The organism is Paraniabella aurantiaca, from assembly GCF_050309965.1.
Classification (GTDB): Bacteria; Bacteroidota; Bacteroidia; order Chitinophagales; family Chitinophagaceae; genus Niabella.
This window is the reverse complement of the sequence record NZ_JBLOSY010000001.1, coordinates 3,303,373-3,319,079: the sequence shown is the minus strand read 5'-3', so window position 1 is coordinate 3,319,079 and position 15,707 is coordinate 3,303,373. Positions and strand designations below refer to the sequence as shown.

31 protein-coding genes are annotated in these 15,707 nt (G+C 38.6%); 4 read left to right on the top strand and 27 right to left on the bottom strand.

The window, feature by feature from the left end; all coding sequences use genetic code 11:
- Positions 1–39: 39 nt before the first annotated feature.
- From ACLOAU_RS14540 to ACLOAU_RS14525, 4 genes are all read right to left on the bottom strand, one after another.
- Positions 40–549, bottom strand: a complete 510-nt coding sequence (locus ACLOAU_RS14540; RefSeq protein WP_427862597.1) for a hypothetical protein — start codon at positions 547–549, stop codon at positions 40–42.
- Between the two features lie 143 nt (positions 550–692).
- A complete protein-coding gene (locus ACLOAU_RS14535; protein ID WP_427862596.1) occupies positions 693–1,160 on the bottom strand; it encodes a hypothetical protein in 468 nt (155 codons plus the stop codon).
- A gap of 5 nt (positions 1,161–1,165) precedes the next feature.
- Entirely contained in the window at positions 1,166–1,429 is a 264-nt protein-coding gene (locus ACLOAU_RS14530) for a hypothetical protein (RefSeq protein WP_427862595.1), read from the bottom strand.
- A gap of 61 nt (positions 1,430–1,490) precedes the next feature.
- Positions 1,491–1,961, bottom strand: coding sequence for a hypothetical protein (locus tag ACLOAU_RS14525; RefSeq protein WP_427862594.1), 471 nt, complete (start codon positions 1,959–1,961; stop codon positions 1,491–1,493).
- 80 nt (positions 1,962–2,041) lie between these two features.
- Between ACLOAU_RS14525 and ACLOAU_RS14520 the strand changes: the two genes are divergently transcribed.
- Positions 2,042–2,284 (top strand): helix-turn-helix domain-containing protein, encoded by a 243-nt coding sequence (locus ACLOAU_RS14520; RefSeq protein ID WP_427862593.1) that lies wholly within the window; start codon positions 2,042–2,044, stop codon positions 2,282–2,284.
- A gap of 9 nt (positions 2,285–2,293) precedes the next feature.
- Here ACLOAU_RS14520 and ACLOAU_RS14515 read toward each other — a convergent pair whose 3' ends face one another.
- From ACLOAU_RS14515 to ACLOAU_RS14405, 23 genes are all read right to left on the bottom strand, one after another.
- Positions 2,294–2,491 carry a hypothetical protein gene (locus ACLOAU_RS14515; RefSeq protein WP_427862592.1) on the bottom strand — a complete coding sequence of 66 codons (198 nt, stop codon included), beginning with the start codon at positions 2,489–2,491 and terminating at the stop codon, positions 2,294–2,296.
- Positions 2,484–2,687 (bottom strand): hypothetical protein, encoded by a 204-nt coding sequence (locus tag ACLOAU_RS14510; protein ID WP_427862591.1) that lies wholly within the window; start codon positions 2,685–2,687, stop codon positions 2,484–2,486. The genes ACLOAU_RS14515 and ACLOAU_RS14510 overlap by 8 nt, the downstream gene beginning before the upstream one ends.
- Positions 2,684–3,355, bottom strand: a complete 672-nt coding sequence (locus tag ACLOAU_RS14505; protein WP_427862590.1) for a hypothetical protein — start codon at positions 3,353–3,355, stop codon at positions 2,684–2,686. The genes ACLOAU_RS14510 and ACLOAU_RS14505 overlap by 4 nt, the downstream gene beginning before the upstream one ends.
- Positions 3,255–4,055 carry a phage replication initiator YdaU family protein gene (locus ACLOAU_RS14500; RefSeq protein WP_427862589.1) on the bottom strand — a complete coding sequence of 267 codons (801 nt, stop codon included), beginning with the start codon at positions 4,053–4,055 and terminating at the stop codon, positions 3,255–3,257. Before ACLOAU_RS14500 ends, ACLOAU_RS14505 begins: the two co-directional genes overlap by 101 nt.
- On the bottom strand, positions 4,055–4,447 hold the full coding sequence (locus ACLOAU_RS14495) for a hypothetical protein (protein ID WP_427862588.1): 393 nt from the start codon (positions 4,445–4,447) through the stop codon (positions 4,055–4,057). The genes ACLOAU_RS14500 and ACLOAU_RS14495 overlap by 1 nt, the downstream gene beginning before the upstream one ends.
- A 79-nt stretch (positions 4,448–4,526) precedes the next feature.
- On the bottom strand, positions 4,527–5,087 hold the full coding sequence (locus ACLOAU_RS14490; protein WP_427862587.1) for a hypothetical protein: 561 nt from the start codon (positions 5,085–5,087) through the stop codon (positions 4,527–4,529).
- A gap of 11 nt (positions 5,088–5,098) precedes the next feature.
- The gene (locus ACLOAU_RS14485) at positions 5,099–5,398 is read right to left on the bottom strand and encodes a DUF8468 domain-containing protein (protein ID WP_427862586.1); all 300 of its coding nucleotides are present in this window, start codon (positions 5,396–5,398) and stop codon (positions 5,099–5,101) included.
- The gene (locus tag ACLOAU_RS14480) at positions 5,385–6,347 is read right to left on the bottom strand and encodes a reverse transcriptase domain-containing protein (protein WP_427862585.1); all 963 of its coding nucleotides are present in this window, start codon (positions 6,345–6,347) and stop codon (positions 5,385–5,387) included. The genes ACLOAU_RS14485 and ACLOAU_RS14480 overlap by 14 nt, the downstream gene beginning before the upstream one ends.
- Positions 6,348–6,567: 220 nt before the next feature.
- Positions 6,568–6,936, bottom strand: coding sequence for a hypothetical protein (locus ACLOAU_RS14475; RefSeq protein ID WP_427862584.1), 369 nt, complete (start codon positions 6,934–6,936; stop codon positions 6,568–6,570).
- A 4-nt stretch (positions 6,937–6,940) separates the two neighbouring features.
- Positions 6,941–7,348, bottom strand: a complete 408-nt coding sequence (locus ACLOAU_RS14470; RefSeq protein WP_427862583.1) for a hypothetical protein — start codon at positions 7,346–7,348, stop codon at positions 6,941–6,943.
- Between the two features lie 2 nt (positions 7,349–7,350).
- The gene (locus ACLOAU_RS14465; RefSeq protein WP_427862582.1) at positions 7,351–7,818 is read right to left on the bottom strand and encodes a hypothetical protein; all 468 of its coding nucleotides are present in this window, start codon (positions 7,816–7,818) and stop codon (positions 7,351–7,353) included.
- Between the two features lie 2 nt (positions 7,819–7,820).
- The gene (locus ACLOAU_RS14460; RefSeq protein ID WP_427862581.1) at positions 7,821–8,210 is read right to left on the bottom strand and encodes a hypothetical protein; all 390 of its coding nucleotides are present in this window, start codon (positions 8,208–8,210) and stop codon (positions 7,821–7,823) included.
- A 2-nt stretch (positions 8,211–8,212) separates the two neighbouring features.
- Positions 8,213–8,674 (bottom strand): hypothetical protein, encoded by a 462-nt coding sequence (locus tag ACLOAU_RS14455; protein WP_427862580.1) that lies wholly within the window; start codon positions 8,672–8,674, stop codon positions 8,213–8,215.
- 12 nt (positions 8,675–8,686) lie between these two features.
- Positions 8,687–9,106, bottom strand: a complete 420-nt coding sequence (locus ACLOAU_RS14450) for a single-stranded DNA-binding protein (protein ID WP_427862579.1) — start codon at positions 9,104–9,106, stop codon at positions 8,687–8,689.
- A gap of 7 nt (positions 9,107–9,113) precedes the next feature.
- Positions 9,114–9,506 carry a hypothetical protein gene (locus ACLOAU_RS14445; protein ID WP_427862578.1) on the bottom strand — a complete coding sequence of 131 codons (393 nt, stop codon included), beginning with the start codon at positions 9,504–9,506 and terminating at the stop codon, positions 9,114–9,116.
- Positions 9,503–10,078 (bottom strand): hypothetical protein, encoded by a 576-nt coding sequence (locus ACLOAU_RS14440; RefSeq protein WP_427862577.1) that lies wholly within the window; start codon positions 10,076–10,078, stop codon positions 9,503–9,505. The genes ACLOAU_RS14445 and ACLOAU_RS14440 overlap by 4 nt, the downstream gene beginning before the upstream one ends.
- A 53-nt stretch (positions 10,079–10,131) precedes the next feature.
- Positions 10,132–11,328 carry a hypothetical protein gene (locus tag ACLOAU_RS14435; RefSeq protein WP_427862576.1) on the bottom strand — a complete coding sequence of 399 codons (1,197 nt, stop codon included), beginning with the start codon at positions 11,326–11,328 and terminating at the stop codon, positions 10,132–10,134.
- Positions 11,329–11,362: 34 nt separating this feature from the next.
- Complete coding sequence (locus tag ACLOAU_RS14430) at positions 11,363–11,797, bottom strand: hypothetical protein (protein ID WP_427862575.1); 435 nt, start codon at positions 11,795–11,797, stop codon at positions 11,363–11,365.
- A 254-nt stretch (positions 11,798–12,051) separates the two neighbouring features.
- Positions 12,052–12,330 (bottom strand): hypothetical protein, encoded by a 279-nt coding sequence (locus tag ACLOAU_RS14425; RefSeq protein WP_427862574.1) that lies wholly within the window; start codon positions 12,328–12,330, stop codon positions 12,052–12,054.
- A gap of 383 nt (positions 12,331–12,713) precedes the next feature.
- Entirely contained in the window at positions 12,714–13,031 is a 318-nt protein-coding gene (locus ACLOAU_RS14420; RefSeq protein ID WP_427862573.1) for a hypothetical protein, read from the bottom strand.
- Positions 13,032–13,057: 26 nt separating this feature from the next.
- Positions 13,058–13,252, bottom strand: a complete 195-nt coding sequence (locus ACLOAU_RS14415) for a hypothetical protein (protein WP_427862688.1) — start codon at positions 13,250–13,252, stop codon at positions 13,058–13,060.
- Positions 13,206–13,499: a response regulator transcription factor gene (locus tag ACLOAU_RS14410; RefSeq protein ID WP_427862572.1), complete on the bottom strand. Its 294-nt coding sequence runs from the start codon at positions 13,497–13,499 to the stop codon at positions 13,206–13,208. The genes ACLOAU_RS14415 and ACLOAU_RS14410 overlap by 47 nt, the downstream gene beginning before the upstream one ends.
- 21 nt (positions 13,500–13,520) lie before the next feature.
- Positions 13,521–13,778 (bottom strand): hypothetical protein, encoded by a 258-nt coding sequence (locus tag ACLOAU_RS14405; RefSeq protein ID WP_427862571.1) that lies wholly within the window; start codon positions 13,776–13,778, stop codon positions 13,521–13,523.
- 161 nt (positions 13,779–13,939) lie between these two features.
- Between ACLOAU_RS14405 and ACLOAU_RS14400 the strand changes: the two genes are divergently transcribed.
- The 3 genes from ACLOAU_RS14400 to ACLOAU_RS14390 are packed head-to-tail and all read left to right on the top strand — an operon-like array spanning position 13,940 to position 15,500.
- Positions 13,940–14,686, top strand: coding sequence for a S24 family peptidase (locus ACLOAU_RS14400; RefSeq protein ID WP_427862570.1), 747 nt, complete (start codon positions 13,940–13,942; stop codon positions 14,684–14,686).
- Positions 14,687–14,709: 23 nt separating this feature from the next.
- Entirely contained in the window at positions 14,710–14,985 is a 276-nt protein-coding gene (locus ACLOAU_RS14395; protein WP_427862569.1) for a hypothetical protein, read from the top strand.
- A gap of 11 nt (positions 14,986–14,996) precedes the next feature.
- The gene (locus ACLOAU_RS14390) at positions 14,997–15,500 is read left to right on the top strand and encodes a DUF4468 domain-containing protein (RefSeq protein WP_427862568.1); all 504 of its coding nucleotides are present in this window, start codon (positions 14,997–14,999) and stop codon (positions 15,498–15,500) included.
- The last annotated feature ends 207 nt before the right edge of the window (positions 15,501–15,707 follow it).

Here is a 15,707-nt window from a genome sequence, read left to right as displayed (position 1 = left end):
TGTACATTTATAATTTATAATCCGCCATAACTATCTTTTTTATTGAGCTTTGGCGGGGTTGTCTTTTAGCTTAAATACGCCAGCTTGTACGAGGTCATCAACACTGAAGCCAAAGGCCGGTAGGGCGTAGCCACGGGATCGCAGAAAGTCAATAATACTTGATTGCCCCTCCACTCTTTTATCTATCAAAGGCACTTCGTCTATATCAGAATATACAAGAACATCGGAGTCAAAGTTTAAATTGACTACTCTATTGAAATTGTCTAAAAATCTAACATCAATGGAAAATTCATGCTTCCAAATTGAAAAATCGTCTACAGAGTAATGTGGTAGTTTTCTATTTTCGGCAATCTTCGCTACTTCAATCGCATCTTCGTCGGTTATTTGGGATAATGGGGTTAATTCCAGATAATAGTTTGGTGTCAACCCCAACGCTATAGTACCTGAACTGATTAAAAGGGGTCTTTTATTTCCATCATGCATCATGATTTGCTGATCATAATACAACGCAAATATTCTTAGTTTAATTTCCGGTGTTATCTCTTTCATTTTACTTTCTAATTTTAAAGAACAATAAATCATAAACCTTACCTCCAACTATCCACAATAAAGACCTGTCATTAAAACCGTTGTGTATGTAACAGATGCGCTGAACATATCGGGATAGAATTAATGGGTATATTTTAAACATCTTACTTTTCCTCCAAAGGGTTGGTTAGGGAATATTCGGGCCATGTTGCGGTACATCCAGATTTTTTCTGCTCTTTAAAACATGCGGGTCGATCCGCATCCCAATGACTGAAATATGCCATATGCCAAAGACTCGATCCTTCAGGGAACCTCACATAAATCAACTGACCCTCTTTTATATCCGGCTTCGGCCTTTCCTGGCTGAATCCTTGTAGGGTGTATTCGGTGAAGGAGAGGGTTGGCGGTACGTCAAAATAGAATTGACCACCTTTTGTGAATTCTTCAAGCTGACCGTCAAAATCAACCAACACAGGAAAGTCCTTGTTATCTTCTTCGCTTATGCTTTGAACAACGCCCCATCCGTAGTATATGTGGTATACTTTGTCACCTTTTTCAAATGGGCAATGCACGACTGTCTTGTTTGGGTCGTTTGGTACTCCATTAGTGGAGCCGAAGTTTAATTGTTTCATGGTTGTTATTTTTTTTCAAGCAGTATTGTTGTTTCAAAATAATTAGGTTGGCAAATACCAATGAGCGACCCAAAGGTTTCCATAAGTTCCCAAATTTGAAAACGAGTATATCCCTTGTCTGCCTTAGCCTTGTAGTCTTCAGGTGTTTTAATTCCTAAAGTGGGGGCCATTATAGCTAACTCATTATGCCTTTCGGTAAGTTTTTTGTAACCTAAATCGGTTAGTTTAACTAACACGGTATCGTTTATGTTTATTGGTAACAGTTCCATTTTGCTTTTTATTTTTCGTTACTAATTTTTAACCCGCTGGGAGGTAATTAAGGATGATCCGTTATTTAATAAGCTTAGCCGCATCGGCTCCAATTATTTCTGAAGCAGACCAAGAGCAATTATCCGTTACGATACTTTTTCTGTTCTTTTTAGTTATAGTGACTTCGTTACCTGTCCACAGATAAACCGTATCGCCTACAGTTAAGCTGGCCCAGTATTTAACTAACATTTCATTTCGAGCTTTAGCCAATTCCGCACGCTTTTGAGGCCCGTTATTTTCAATGTCTGCTATCTGGGCTTTCAACCTGTTACTTTCATTGTATAACTCACACCATATTTTAGCGTTTTGAATTGTTTTATCTAACTCAGATTCCCTGCGCCTGTTGAGACGCGTCGTATTGCGTCCACTTCCACCCACCATACCCAGATAAAAAGAATTAGCAACCTTATCGGTGTAATACTTGGTGCCTTCTATTTTTTCTAGGCGTTGAGTGACTACTAACAACCTATCTTTAAGTTTTTGCAAATCCATAATGTCTAATATATTGGACAAATATACACACTTTTAAACACAATGTCTAATTTATTGGACATTTTTTTTATCTTTGTTTTATGGAAATATATTTGTCTCCTATGGGGGAATTGAAAGATTTGTTGCCTGGAAGATTAAGAGCTGCTCGAAAGGCCGCTAAACTCACTCAAAAAGAACTGGCTGATAAAATAGGCGCTGGTAGGTCTTCTATTGCCTTATGGGAAAGTAACAGTGAAGAAAGTAACATCGGCGTAGTGAACATAGAAAAAATAGCCGAAGCCTGCGGCGTGTCCGTCTTTGACCTGGTTAAGCCGAAGGGTTAAGTTCATATTTTACTTTTTGTTGTAATGATTGTAAGCCTTATCGTTCAGCTCTTGCGCTAATTCAGTGTACTGCTTTCGCCCGAACGAAACGTCCATTAATCCTTCGCGTATCATATCAACAGTGAAAGGTTGGCTTTTAGTCGGCGGAATAACTGCAGGTGTAGTTGCCCTATTCTTTTCTTCCTGTATAAAATTTTGATTATCCATTTTTATTCATTTTACTTTCAAATTGTATATGTATTTCGTAATCGTATTTTTCGGTTTTACTCCTGCAGATGCATTTAAAGTCTGAGACAAATTTTTCTATCGCCTTTTTTCGGTCATACTTATCTGTGTCCGTTACCCAGGTTTCGTGTGATTTAACCACATGACCATCTATTAGAAGTATGGCCTTAACATTCATTCACTAACTTTTTGATAAATATTCGTTACTCCCGAATTCAACTTATAGCTGAAAAACTGGTATACATCGTCTGAATTTTTAACAATTCCATCCTTAATCAATATATCCTTTGCATAGTCTGGAACCTTTTCTACATAACCACTTCTAATTCTCTGATAGAATTCTTCGGTCCATTGGCGCTGCATGTTTTCCAGTTCACTTTCAGAATAGTTCTTTTGTATAAAATCTTCCTTCACTTCCTGATAATACTGTTGACTTGCCCACCTCCGATAGGAGTTCATTATCTTGCCGAAATATGCAGGAGAAAAATTCTCATAGCAATTGACATCATCAATATCCAGCTTCCCGGAAACGGCCTTATCAAATGCTAGGCGTATTTCCGAAATGGTATGACCGCCATAATTATCTTTTATAAACTGAATCAATACTCCTTTTTCAATTTCACCGGGCACATTGTGTGCTCGCAAGCCAACCAACAACATGCAGTATTTCAAAACACCACGCAATTCATCATTTTTCGGATCCTGGATAAAACAAATACGACTTTCCTGCAATACCGGCAATAAATCACCAGTTTCGGAGGGCTTCGATACGGTCAGTGCTTGTTCCTCCCTTTTCTGTATTTCTATTTTGATTTCCGATAACTGGTTGCTGATATGATGTTCCATTGATTGATTGTTTTAATTCAAACAGACCGCGCCATGTTTTGGCTATTGACTGATTAATAATTGCTATTGCAGTTTGCTCATTATTCCCAGAAAGGCCAACCAGCTCATTTAAAGCAGCCTGTTCGCTCTGCAAGCTTTTATATTTGAATTTGAATTGATCCTTTTTGTACTGAAGCCAGTTTGCCCAGGCATTTAAAAATTCCGGCCCGAATGGCATTTGAATTTCCGCGCCGGGCGTCCTTTCTTCTTTCATTTTTTTAGGAGATAAATTACCTGATCCCGAATCACCGGGCGCGTCAGCGCTTATTTCTTCTTCTTTTTCTACTTCGTTTTCTACTTCGTTTTCAGGCGGTAAGTCGTTAACGATTTCCCGCGATTCGTCAGGTAATGGAAATTTTGCTTTTGCTCGGTCGAGTCTTTGTTTAAAATCAAGGATTTGTAAATACTTTTTGTTTTTAGATTCGTAGAGAACAATCAAACCGGCCTTTTGGCACTCTGCCATCCAACGGGTAATGTCGGCCTCTCTAATACTATCCAACTTCAAGGGAAACAAATCTGCTTTAAGCATACCAGTATGAGCGTAGTAGCATCCATAATCATCAACCTTCATGATCAGACGTGTAAAAAACCTTTCTGCCTTATCAGACACTTTATCAATTTTGTCTGATCTTGTCCAATCTCTTAACATCCGATTTCCCATCAGCTCGCTTTTTTAATATTATGCCTCATGTTTTCTTCTATAGCATTGGCGCTATTTATTACATTCTGCATTTTGTTGATTCGGCTTTGATAGCCATCTTTCCATTTCTGAAGCTGCTCAACTGTTTGCGCCAAGTAGTAACCTTTTTGCGAGCCGCAAACAGGTTTAAGAAGAACGTCCCTACAGTATGCTACCATCTTCAGGATGCGCACATCATCTGTATGAATTTCCTTTCCTTCTATATGGATGGATTTAAAATAGGTAACCAGGTGCTTTGCAGTAACTGGCCGGTGATCAGTAGCTGAAGAAAGAGACTCCAACAGCATGGGCACCAAATGTTCCTGCTCAAAATCAGTTATATCTTTTGTTATATCCTCAAATAATGTAATCATGACATGGAGTTTTATTTTTTCATACGTTATTTCTATTTCAGAAACAATAGCACAAATGCACTATTTAAAGGAAAAAAAATTAAGTAAGTGAAAAGTCTATAGTGGCTTCAGCCTCTGAAAGTTTCATTGGCATTATTCCCAAATAACCTTTTGCTTGCCCAGAAGGGAAGAAAATCATCATATCGTTATTCTCGTAAAAACGACATATTAGGTTTTCAGAAGGAAAAAGCTTGGAGGCAATTTGAATGTATTTCGGATTGAAACATACAAATGACTTTTTATCAAATATGGAGTTGGCAACAGAGTTTACTATTGCATTATATTCAGGGAATTTCAGATCGCAATAAATGTTCACATCAGCTTTTATTCCACCCTTTTCATAGTGAAGAACATCATCCTCGACTTCTATCAAATCTGCGTCTATAATTTCGGCCCATACATCACGATGAATCAATTTACCATTGAGTGCCCTGATACATTCTTCAGGAAGAAGACTGTATTCTTTTAAGTTAAGTTGAACCAGAATATGAGCATTGGTTGCAGTAGCAATTCCGTCTATAATCTCGATGTGTTGTAAAGCCGGCCGCAGCTCATCATCAGAGCAAGCCAGGTGCATTGGGGGTAATACTTTTTTACTCATTCTTTTTATTTTTATGAAAATTGAAATCTTTCGTTTTCCTTAATGATTGTAGTTTGAAATGGCATTCCTTCTTTTGGTACCCGTTCAATCATTTCCATGAGCGTAGAGGATCCAGTGAAAAGAACACGCTTTGAATTATCCACTATTATCTGCAGGTGAAGACATTTCCCGCTTCCTTTATCAAACTTTGATGTTTCAATTCGATAATCCTCAACTACAATACACTTATTTAATACCCGATCTATCTTGATCTTATCACCTTCAAATGACTTAACAGTGGGTTTAATATTGAAGCTTTTAAAATCTTTCATTAGGCAATAATTTATTTAGAAGGTTAACTGAATTGCAGTGCTTAGCCCATCCCCAATATGATGCGATGGAAAGCGGATTCGGGTTTCTTTTAAGCATCCTGGCAAAGCGTTGCTTAATGCTTTTGCGAAGCAATACATGTGTATGGAAGAATTTGTAACCGACAAAATCAATACCCCTTGATGCAACTGGGAAGATCTGCCAGTTGTCTTTTACCTTTAATTTTAAATTATCGTCCAGATACGATTTGATCTCATGGAAAACATTATGCAAATGCGATTTGCTATTTGATAGGATCACCAAGTCATCAGCATATCGGAAATAATATTTTATCCGGTGATGTTCTTTGATCCAATGATCAAAGTATGTGAGATAGAAATTTGCGAAATATTGACTTAAATAATTCCCAATCGGAATACCTTCCGCACTATCTATTATTTCATCGAGTAGCCATAAAAGATCAGGATCCTTAAACTTTCTCCTTATCAATCCTTTTAGGATTGAATGATCAATGCTCGGATAGAATTTGGTAATATCAAGTTTCAAACAATATTCGGTACCAGGTACATCCCGCAAAGCCCGTCTAACATCATTCGCTGCTGCATGAATCCCCTTCTTTTTTATACAGCTGTAAGTATTAGATGTAAAGCAAGAAACGAAAATCGGTTCAAGAACATTCATTATAGCATGATGAGTTATTCTGTCCGGGAAATATGGAAGCCTGAAAACATCGCGCTCCTTTGGCTCATACACTTTGAATGTAGTATAAGGGGATGTCCGATAGGTTTTGTTGAGCAGCATTTCATGAAGCTTTACCAGGTTATCTTCTTTGCTTCTGTTGTGAAGCAATACCCCATATTGACCCGACTTACCTTTTTGCGCTTTGGCATCAGCAAGGCTCAGATTGTCGAGGCTGCAAATTCTATTATATAAATTTCCTTTCCTTTTCATTGCTTTGCTTTCAAAAACTCCTTTTCATTACCACTACTAAGGAGCTCTATCAGTAGTTTATTTTTTACCAAGAGGTACGGTTTATGCCACAAATAATTTACTCAGCATAGGTGCGAGCTGACATTCGTATTCGTATTCCAGTTATCGTAATCGTTGTACGAAAGGCCGAAGCCCGAAACAAGACCAACCCTTGCAGCATACAACCAGCTTTATTAACCGATTAACAAATAGTCTTCCCACAATTGAAGGAAAGTATCAAAACAGAATCTAGCTGCTTCGCGGCTCCCAAAGCAAAGGCGCGAGCCGACAGTCGTAGACGAACACCAGCCAACGTAAGCGCGGACGAAAGGCCGAAGCCCGAAGGCTTACTTTCATCTTCAATTATATCCGGCCATAGTTCATATTTGTATTCATCCGTATCCGCCCAATTTGGTTGCCAACCGCTATTAATAGCTTCAACAATGATCACCAACTGGTAGTGAGCCAATAATGCTTTTCTGTGTTTTTCAGGTGCATTGGAAACGTCAGGTAAATTATTGGAGTACCCCAATACCTGGCATGCTTCATCGAATGATTTTATCTGTCTCATTTTTTTATTTTATTGATAAGTAATTATTGTAGATATCTCCGAACTGCTTACCAGCATATTCTGCCAGCTCACTGGATTTGAAGCAAAGGCGCGAGCCGACAGACGTAGACGCATGCCAGTAATCGCAACCGTCGTACGAAAGGCCGAAGCCCGACTTGTGTTCAAACCAAGGGAAATATTTATACTGGTTGCTATCGCTCCAATCCGGCATCCACCCTTCATTTAAAGCTTTGGCAATTATGATAAGCTTGATATAAGATTCCACAGATTCAGAATCACCAGAATCTAAGCCGATCAATTCCATTTGTATTTTATCAATCCCCAATTCTTTGCAGGCATCTTCAAAGGTTTTTATACGGTCTGTTACCTTACCTTTCTTTTGGCCCTGTCCTTTTTCGTATAGTGTTTTCATATTTATTGGATTTTTAAAGCTGCATATATTTCAATGAATTTCTTTCCCGCATCTATTGCCAAGCTGGAACTTTTAAAGCAAAGGCGCGAGCCGACACGCGTACGCGTAAGCCAGCCATCGTAATCGGCGTACGAAAGGCCGAAGCCCGAAGATTTGTCGATCTTATGCCAGGGATAATATTTGTATTGGGTAGTATCCATAGGATCTAATACTGTTCCCTCATTATAGACTTCAGCAATAAGCTTTGCCTGCTTATATGCAACCTCATCAGGAGTATCTCCAGGGCGTGAGATATCCGCCATGCTTTTTCCGGATATATCCAGTATGTCATTGAAATCCTTTACACGATCAGTAATGCTTTGATTGAAAAAATCAGCGCCAAAAGAATCGGTAAGTAGATTTTTAATTTCGGGTGAAGCAGCTACCCACATTTTGCGAGCATTGGCTTCAGGCAGTTGAAGTGTCTTCATTATTAATTTTGTTTTTTATGTTTGGAAATGGATAAACCTAAATTTATAGCCTCAAGCGGGTGAGTTTCTATCCAGGAATTACAGGCATTGCATGAGCGCAGAATATTTGAACGATCACACATATTTTTCCGGGTTCTCTTTTGAATATGATGACCACCTTCCATTGTCCCTGTACAAACGCATTTTATTTTTATATCGCACTTGTCCGATTCCTTACGCATTTCATAGATCAAAGCGTGGTATTCGTCATCCAGCTCTTTCTGTGTTTTACTTTTTTTAGGTATAGTTGTGATATTCCTAACTGGTGGATTGCTGCCATAAATGCGATGGTGATTGATACACAATCCGTTTTTATATTCATGCTGTTTGCAAAGAGGAAATTGACACTGCATTACTATTGATTTATTATTCTTTCATTATTCCATTTTCGAAGCTGCGCCTTGCACTGCTTGTCGCACCAATCATTTACATAACTCCTTTTATCTGGGGTGCCGTTATGAGCTTTTACATGTCTGAAGTCGACCTTTACGAGTGGGTGACACTGATCTTTGATCTTTCTCAGAATAGAAGAAAGCTTCTTCTGCGGTTGCGTTCCGTTTTTACCGGAACGGGCATTGATGTTGTCTCTATTGAAAACTATCAGGCGCACTTTAGAAAAATCAAAACCTTGACAAACTGATAATATATGAGCTGCATTACACATCGCCTTCAGCTCTGCATCTAATGGATTTTTACATTTATCACTAAAGACCCCGCTACCTTTTAATAATAATCCATCAGAAACAACCCAATATGCATAGCTGCCAACTTTGTCGCGATGATAGAATCCGGCGTCTGTATTTATGGTAATTGTCACCTGATAAATAATTTAGAATGGCAAATCGTCAACAGATTCAGAATCCTGTTTTCCCCAAAATTGATTTGTGCTGGCCTGCTGCGGCTGTGAAGGCGGTGGAGTGGATTGCTGATTAGGATTGCCCCCTAAGAGTTGAATCTGAGACACTCTCAAACGGAATGTTGCACCAAATGATCCATCCTGCTTCTGATATGTTCTGATTTCTGGCTGACCTTCAACGTACACCTGTTGCCCTTTCTTCAGGTACGGAGCAATAGAAACACTATCCCGCCATAATGAACATTCCACCCAGGTTGTTTTTTCGTGTTGAGTGCCTTGAGCGTCCTTGTACTTTTCAGAATGAGCAATAGAAAAATTTATAACCCCTTTTCCGTTGACATCGTTTACTACGCAGTCTTTTCCAAGATGACCGATTGCTGTTGTTTTTAACATGGTATATTTAACTTAAAACTTGAGATAATTTCATTTCTTCCTTCAGAGCACTAATACAGGTAATGACCAGGTTAATTGAATGAGAGCAAGCTTTATTACAGCGATCAGCCAATTCGTAAACACCATGCTCAATATGGCAGCAATCATTAACATATTCCTTTTGTAAAAGCGGTGATAATCTTATTTTTTGAGCATCAAGACTTGCGACAAGGTTAATCATTGCCTGTCTCTTTTTACGGTGAAGCTCTTCCTTGGCTATGGACATTTGTTCGCCGGAAAATGCCATCCACTGCTTTAACTGGAATCCGTATTCCATTAAAAGATCGATGCTGCTTTTGCTGGCATAATCGGTGCCCTCAATAGTATTCAGGATTGCTTTTAATTGATCTGGCTGTATCATATTTCGTTGATTAATTCTTGTAATTGTTCAGGATCCGTTATCTGATCAGCTATAGAACCTTTCAGAAGTCCGTCACAAATAGCTTGTATGTATTTCTTGCGGCCGGATTGATAATACTGGTCACCTTTTTCGATCATGAAGCGAAATAATTTATCTGTCTTTTTCTTGCTCACTCCAACGATCAATTCGCGATCAATGCCGGTAGTATCGATGTAATAAGCGGCTCCCATATCATAGTCAAAATGGGTAATGCTGTCACGGAATGATTTTTCGTTAGTAACTGACAGTCCCTTGAATTCCAAAATGAGACCGCAATCCTTTACCACTCCATCAGCTTTGCACCTCCTTTTTAAACCAGAAACCTTTCTGTAAAACTCATGCTCTATCTTAATATTAGGATAAGACATGATCGATTGACAAAGCCAGTCAGAATAGAATGTATCACGCATGCGTAAGGCCAACCCATAATCCTGATCATCCTTATTAGCCTTTTCGGGTTCCAGGATAGTTTCATGAACCAGCCTACCAAATTCAAAGATTCTATCTATGTTGGGCGGGAACTCGCTTCCCATTATTGTTTTAAGAAACGAGTTCGAAACCCAACTATAATTACTGTAGTAATCCATTATACGTTATAGGTTACACCGTTAATTTGAGGCCGTCCGTTCTTTGCCGCGAAATCTGCAAGGAATTCCAACTTCGAAACATCTCCACCGCTTTTGATATAAAAGACAATCAGATCTTTGTAAGCATCATAGATGGTAACTGTAGCCTTCATAAGTGACTTCTTAACGCTTACCGGTCCAACGGACTGCATCTTGCTTTGAGTTGAAAGCTGCGATTGCAGTTGATGTTGACTGGTTTGCTGTTCAGCCTCCCTTCTTTTCCGACCCTCTTCATCCTTAGCAGCCTGGGCGCGCTTTTCACGGTCTTCATTGGCTTTGCGTTCGTTTTCTTCCCGGATACGCTTTGCCTCTTCAGCATTCTTTTCTTCTAATTCAGCCAGGTCATTCAGTTCCTTTTTTCGCGCCGGCGCTTTTGCTTTCAGCTCGCTGACAACCGTATTGATTTTTGTTGCATATTGCTCCTGCAATACCAGCAATGGAACATCTACCTTTACATGTGCCTGAAGATTGAGGTATTCTTCTCCAGATACCAAAGAAGTATTGTAATCAACAACAAAAAAGGAATTATAAACCTCATCTTTCAAAGTGGGCTTGTACCCATTAAGCATGGCAACACTTTGATCAAAATCATTTAAAGTAAGCTTCTCGAATCGGCTTTTAAATTCTTCAGAAACTGTATTTACATTTCGATCAAAACGAATCTGAGCTTCTGATTTTAAGGCTACCTCAATACGGGCAATCTCTTTATTCTTATCGATTTCACGCTGCAGCTTTTCCTGCTCTTCCTTGCGGCGTTTTGCTTCTGCTACTTCATAAGTATCTGCTATTTTCTTTACCCGGTCTGATTCAGATTGCAGCTTGTCGCAAATTTCTTTTTCAACAGCAATAAGATCTTTTTTGAATGCATCAATAGGTCGAGTGCTGTTGAGCCTCATTTCCGCTACCTCTTTAATCGACTTACCTGCATCGGTTAAAGTTCTGCGAGCGATTTTAAGTTCATCATCAGTTTTTATTTCCACCAATGGAACCAACTCATCTAAAGCCTTTTTATCCAGCTCAGCTTTTTTAAGCTTCAAGTTTTCCTTAACCAATTCAAAGGAATCTTCCATTGTAGCCAGGGCACTTATCACAGCCCTTTCTGCAACTTCTTCAGTTGTTTCAGCGGTTTCTAAAGCATCTAATAATTGTTCGTTCATAAAATATTATTGTGGGATCAACCCAGATGAATGATTATTTAGCGGCGATGTTGATAACAAGCGGCTTGATCGACCAGTTATCGGACATAAGAGAATTGGTTTTGTTTTTCTTTTTGCCCAGGTAAATTATTTCTAAAGGAGTGCCCTTCTGAATATTATAGGCACTGATTGACGCAACCAGTCTTTTCGATCCGTTGCTGATATTTTTTATTGCGCCGTTTTCCTTTGTGAAGAAAAAGCAACATTCCAAATCGATTAATTCCCCTGTCTTTTCATCAGCTACCTGCCTGATATCGATACGATCAAATAATAAGCGCTTCTTTTCGCCAGGCGTTTCAGGTGTCCAATAGTCTGACATCAGATCGATAGGAGCCGCTTCTCCCTGGTCCAACAGATCAATATCATTAACTGATACTGTTGCTACATTCAGGCTTTCGCCTCTTTTTAATTCAAGTGATTGATTTTCCATTTTTATTTATTTAAGAGTTGACAAATTGATTAGCAGCTTTAAAATTCCCAGCCCGTGGAAACGGGCCGGGTCAACCAAAACTAACTGCTTATGAGAAAGGCACTGGTGGCGGATTCGAACCGCATATACCCAAATGATATACCAGCGCTGCGGGGTTTTGCCTGCTTTAGACCTAATGTTGTGGTACCCGCCCAGGACGCATAAAAATTGAAAGAACTTTTAAAGTGCTGATCATTACCAGCGCCGTATCTTCATTAATCAACAGTGACACCTCCATGGGTAAAACATTTACTCCAACCCCATGGAACAGTATTTGTACAATAAAAGACGAACTGGAAATATTGCCCCGTGTGGATATTTGGACCGATAAGCTCATCCCTTGACATGATATAACTACATCTACCATCCGGAGGGGTATTTATAAAAGGGTCACTTGGCGTTCCGGTCCCTGAAATGTCTTCCTTTGCAAAGGCGGTCAAAGCGATGCTAACAAGTAAAACAACGGAGAGGCAGATAGATATTGCTTTTTTCATAACTAAACTGGTCTGTTTAAGGCCGACCTTACCTTTTGGTTTGATAAAAATTTTAATTAACAATGAGTTGCCTGCGCTTAATACTCAAATCGTCCAGCATAGCAGATATATATTTGCTTTGGGGAAAATTATTTCTGAAGAACTCTATTTGCCTGGACATCACGAATAGCTGCCATATATTCTTGCATTCATGGACTGATCTGTTAATGATTGCTACAGCCTCGAGCTCAACCATCCTATTACTTTTATGATTGTGATCCACATCATTATTGATATTATAACTGCTCCGATACATGACTTAAGTTTATTTTCCATGAGTGAATAATAAAAAGATGATTGCTATTACAAGGATTACCTCCATGATGGTTTCCAGGATTGTACCTCTATGCCTCATGGTAATGTCTTTCAGTTATGTCCAATTCAGCATCGGCAGCACATTCTTCCTGCCTCTGAAGATCAATATCCAATTGCCTGTCAGATACCTTTTGATTAATTGGGATCTGAAGCATGCGAGCCATACCGGCTAATAAATCGGCCTCAGTATCATAAGCTTCCGATTTGCAAAGCCAGCCGTATTTCAGCGTTCCGTTTTCGCCAACTTCAGAAGCATATTGGAAAGCATTATTACTTCTTTCCAGCATTCCGTCATACTGAATCTGAAGAAGATCTCGCAAGTGTTGGGGATTGATTGAATTTGACATACTTTTGTGTTTTATTATTTAAGAATTCAAGCCGTTGTGGTGCCAGCCGCAGCGGCTTTTTTTATTTTAATTTGTTCTGAAAGTTTCCTTTTAGCCAGGTCAAATAACCATCCGGCTATCAGTTCCGCGGCTTCATCTTCGTTTAGGAAAGCAAGCCGGCTCTTAACTTGTTTTTTATCTGAAGATTGGTTCATATTGTCTCGCTCTTCTTTTTCTTTCAAACCTTTTAGGTGCCATCATTGGAGTAAATAATTTTGGAGTGTTGCCATGATTATCAACCGACCTCCACAACCAGCATAACTCACCGATGGACGTAACCGTCAACTTTTCATAAATACTGGTGGTGTGGTTTCTTACAGTGTTCACAGATATTTTTAATTTATCAGCTACCTGCTTTTTAAGCAGGCCCCGGACCAGTAGAGAGGCTACTTCGAATTCACGATTAGAAAGAACTGTTTGAATTTTCATTTTATTTAAGAATTGAATTGATTACAAGTCCCAGATACAGTCAGGGGGCACATGAGCTTCAATGAAGCTTTCATGCACAAATACCACTTCAATAGGAGTTAGTGATGTTTCTCCATTCACCCGTTTGTAAAAAGCAGCAATACTGTTTTCCCCTAAACCAAGGCCATGTTTAAGCTTTACCAATAAAGCGGTTTTGAAATCAGAACCCACACGGCCAAGCCCCTTACGAAAGCCGCAGCTCCTTTTTGCTTCTATATCTAAAACTTCAGTGGTGGTCATAATGCACTATTTTTTATATTATACCTTTAGGTATCTTTGTTCCTGTTTGTGAAAGCAAATATACATTGTCATTTGTCAATGTTCCAAATATTATTTTGACAAATGACAATATTTAGAAATCATCTACAACAGTTGACAATTGTCAATATTATTTCTAATTTATGAGTGAAATGTTTGATTTAATTGAATCAATTAAGAATAAGACAGGGATGACTTATACTGAGATATCAGTAGCAGTTGGTGCAAGTCCTGGCTACATAGCACAACTGAAAGCCAGGGGGCGTACTTCTGAAAAATTTACTCTCAAATTAAGAGAATATGACAGCAGGTTGACAAATGGCAATATAAAAAAGGTTCATCATTTGAAGTTCAACGCTACAGCTACTGGAACACCTGTAGGTGAATATTCGAACAAGAACAACTCCTTTGTCGAACTATCGGAAGGACTTTTCCTCATGAAAACGAAGCTTGTGACACAAAAAGCAAAAGCCGGATACCTAACTGGTTGGGGTGATGATGAGTTTATAGAATCGCTGCCAGACTATGCTATAACTACAGACAAGCCAGCGCACGGTATTTATCGGTCATTTGAAATTTCTGGTGACAGTATGGATAATGGCTTAGACGATGCCATTAAAAATGGCGACATCGCAACGGGGCGCTTCATCCAAAGATCTCTATGGAGCAGTAAGCTTCACCTTCATACTTATGAAGATTATATTATAGTCTGCTACAACGGCATACTATGCAAGCGGATAACAGAACACAATCCAGAGACGGGAGATATAACAATTCATTCGTTAAATCCGGATAAGATTAATTACCCTGACGAAATTATCAATTTAAATAGACAGGTTATGCAAATATTTAACATAGTGGATATTAGTAGAAAAAGGAAAAAAAAGTGATGCCCTTTACCTTGAATTAAACAATGATCGACAAAAGAGCGTACAATATGACACACGAGCAAATACTGAAAGAGAATAATGCGATGCTTAAGGTGCTTTTACAATATCAGTCTATGACTAATGTAATATTGGAGGAACTGACCGATTGGCTCAACACTGATCAAGGAGATTTTCCCAAACACATTACAGAAAGAAAACTGAAAATAAGAAACCAATTAGCAGACATTGAATTTCAGAAATTAAGGCTGACAGTTACAGCACTGACGAAAGATCCAAACTATAATTTATCATTTGAATAATTACAGGTAGCATGAAAAGCTTTGTTGTAGTAATATTATTTCTATTATGTTTTCCAATAGTGGGTATTTCACAATTTGATAAAAGTGATTTTACATTTCAACGAATAGATAGTGTAAAGGCATCCAAACAAGAGCTATATTTTAAAGCCAAATCGTGGCTTATTAAGAAGTTTATAGATTCAAAAGAAGTAATTCAAGTAGATGATAAGGAATCTGGCAAATTAATAGCTAAATCCACTATCAAAACACCTCATAAGGCGATGGCTGGATTCAGCGGCTATGACAATACTGAAGTAGTTATTTCTGTTGATGTAAAGGATAACAAATATAGAATTAGATTTTATGATCTAATCCACCCATATGGAGGTGAATACAAAAACGATAAGCCTAAAAACACCATGATGCTTAATAAATCCGGATGGGATAAGGTAAAAGAAAGGACAATAGAAATTGTAGAACCGCTAATATCAGAATTTAACACATACATGAAAACAATAAAAAATGATAATTTTTAAGATACTTCCTGTCATAATGATTTCAATTTTCATTTATTCTTGCTCGAAAGACAGGTCTGACAAACTGCCTGATGATAGTACCACACCATACACTATGAAGCGATTCATGGATAGTGTCGGGTTAAGCTATTCAGCTATCTATCCTTATAGCGACATACATGGCAACATAGTGGGCACAATAAAAATAACTAGCGATACCACTGTAAC

Bases quoted from the DNA above. Each gene is read 5' to 3' on its own strand.
- ACLOAU_RS14395 (WP_427862569.1), top strand. From the start codon at position 14,710: ATGATCGACAAAAGAGCGTACAATATGACACACGAGCAAATACTGAAA.
- ACLOAU_RS14525 (WP_427862594.1), bottom strand. From the start codon at position 1,961: ATGGATTTGCAAAAACTTAAAGATAGGTTGTTAGTAGTCACTCAACGC.
- ACLOAU_RS14400 (WP_427862570.1), top strand. From the start codon at position 13,940: ATGAGTGAAATGTTTGATTTAATTGAATCAATTAAGAATAAGACAGGG.
- ACLOAU_RS14440 (WP_427862577.1), bottom strand. From the start codon at position 10,078: ATGGGAAGCGAGTTCCCGCCCAACATAGATAGAATCTTTGAATTTGGT.
- ACLOAU_RS14485 (WP_427862586.1), bottom strand. From the start codon at position 5,398: ATGAAAGATTTTAAAAGCTTCAATATTAAACCCACTGTTAAGTCATTT.
- ACLOAU_RS14475 (WP_427862584.1), bottom strand. From the start codon at position 6,936: ATGAGACAGATAAAATCATTCGATGAAGCATGCCAGGTATTGGGGTAC.
- ACLOAU_RS14390 (WP_427862568.1), top strand. From the start codon at position 14,997: ATGAAAAGCTTTGTTGTAGTAATATTATTTCTATTATGTTTTCCAATA.
- ACLOAU_RS14510 (WP_427862591.1), bottom strand. From the start codon at position 2,687: ATGAATGTTAAGGCCATACTTCTAATAGATGGTCATGTGGTTAAATCA.
- ACLOAU_RS14470 (WP_427862583.1), bottom strand. From the start codon at position 7,348: ATGAAAACACTATACGAAAAAGGACAGGGCCAAAAGAAAGGTAAGGTA.
- ACLOAU_RS14420 (WP_427862573.1), bottom strand. From the start codon at position 13,031: ATGTCAAATTCAATCAATCCCCAACACTTGCGAGATCTTCTTCAGATT.
- ACLOAU_RS14425 (WP_427862574.1), bottom strand. From the start codon at position 12,330: ATGAAAAAAGCAATATCTATCTGCCTCTCCGTTGTTTTACTTGTTAGC.
- ACLOAU_RS14435 (WP_427862576.1), bottom strand. From the start codon at position 11,328: ATGAACGAACAATTATTAGATGCTTTAGAAACCGCTGAAACAACTGAA.
- ACLOAU_RS14495 (WP_427862588.1), bottom strand. From the start codon at position 4,447: ATGATTACATTATTTGAGGATATAACAAAAGATATAACTGATTTTGAG.
- ACLOAU_RS14520 (WP_427862593.1), top strand. From the start codon at position 2,042: ATGGAAATATATTTGTCTCCTATGGGGGAATTGAAAGATTTGTTGCCT.
- ACLOAU_RS14405 (WP_427862571.1), bottom strand. From the start codon at position 13,778: ATGACCACCACTGAAGTTTTAGATATAGAAGCAAAAAGGAGCTGCGGC.
- ACLOAU_RS14430 (WP_427862575.1), bottom strand. From the start codon at position 11,797: ATGGAAAATCAATCACTTGAATTAAAAAGAGGCGAAAGCCTGAATGTA.
- ACLOAU_RS14515 (WP_427862592.1), bottom strand. From the start codon at position 2,491: ATGGATAATCAAAATTTTATACAGGAAGAAAAGAATAGGGCAACTACA.
- ACLOAU_RS14410 (WP_427862572.1), bottom strand. From the start codon at position 13,499: ATGAAAATTCAAACAGTTCTTTCTAATCGTGAATTCGAAGTAGCCTCT.
- ACLOAU_RS14530 (WP_427862595.1), bottom strand. From the start codon at position 1,429: ATGGAACTGTTACCAATAAACATAAACGATACCGTGTTAGTTAAACTA.
- ACLOAU_RS14500 (WP_427862589.1), bottom strand. From the start codon at position 4,055: ATGGGAAATCGGATGTTAAGAGATTGGACAAGATCAGACAAAATTGAT.
- ACLOAU_RS14540 (WP_427862597.1), bottom strand. From the start codon at position 549: ATGAAAGAGATAACACCGGAAATTAAACTAAGAATATTTGCGTTGTAT.
- ACLOAU_RS14465 (WP_427862582.1), bottom strand. From the start codon at position 7,818: ATGAAGACACTTCAACTGCCTGAAGCCAATGCTCGCAAAATGTGGGTA.
- ACLOAU_RS14445 (WP_427862578.1), bottom strand. From the start codon at position 9,506: ATGATACAGCCAGATCAATTAAAAGCAATCCTGAATACTATTGAGGGC.
- ACLOAU_RS14535 (WP_427862596.1), bottom strand. From the start codon at position 1,160: ATGAAACAATTAAACTTCGGCTCCACTAATGGAGTACCAAACGACCCA.
- ACLOAU_RS14505 (WP_427862590.1), bottom strand. From the start codon at position 3,355: ATGGAACATCATATCAGCAACCAGTTATCGGAAATCAAAATAGAAATA.
- ACLOAU_RS14490 (WP_427862587.1), bottom strand. From the start codon at position 5,087: ATGAGTAAAAAAGTATTACCCCCAATGCACCTGGCTTGCTCTGATGAT.
- ACLOAU_RS14480 (WP_427862585.1), bottom strand. From the start codon at position 6,347: ATGAAAAGGAAAGGAAATTTATATAATAGAATTTGCAGCCTCGACAAT.
- ACLOAU_RS14450 (WP_427862579.1), bottom strand. From the start codon at position 9,106: ATGTTAAAAACAACAGCAATCGGTCATCTTGGAAAAGACTGCGTAGTA.
- ACLOAU_RS14460 (WP_427862581.1), bottom strand. From the start codon at position 8,210: ATGCAGTGTCAATTTCCTCTTTGCAAACAGCATGAATATAAAAACGGA.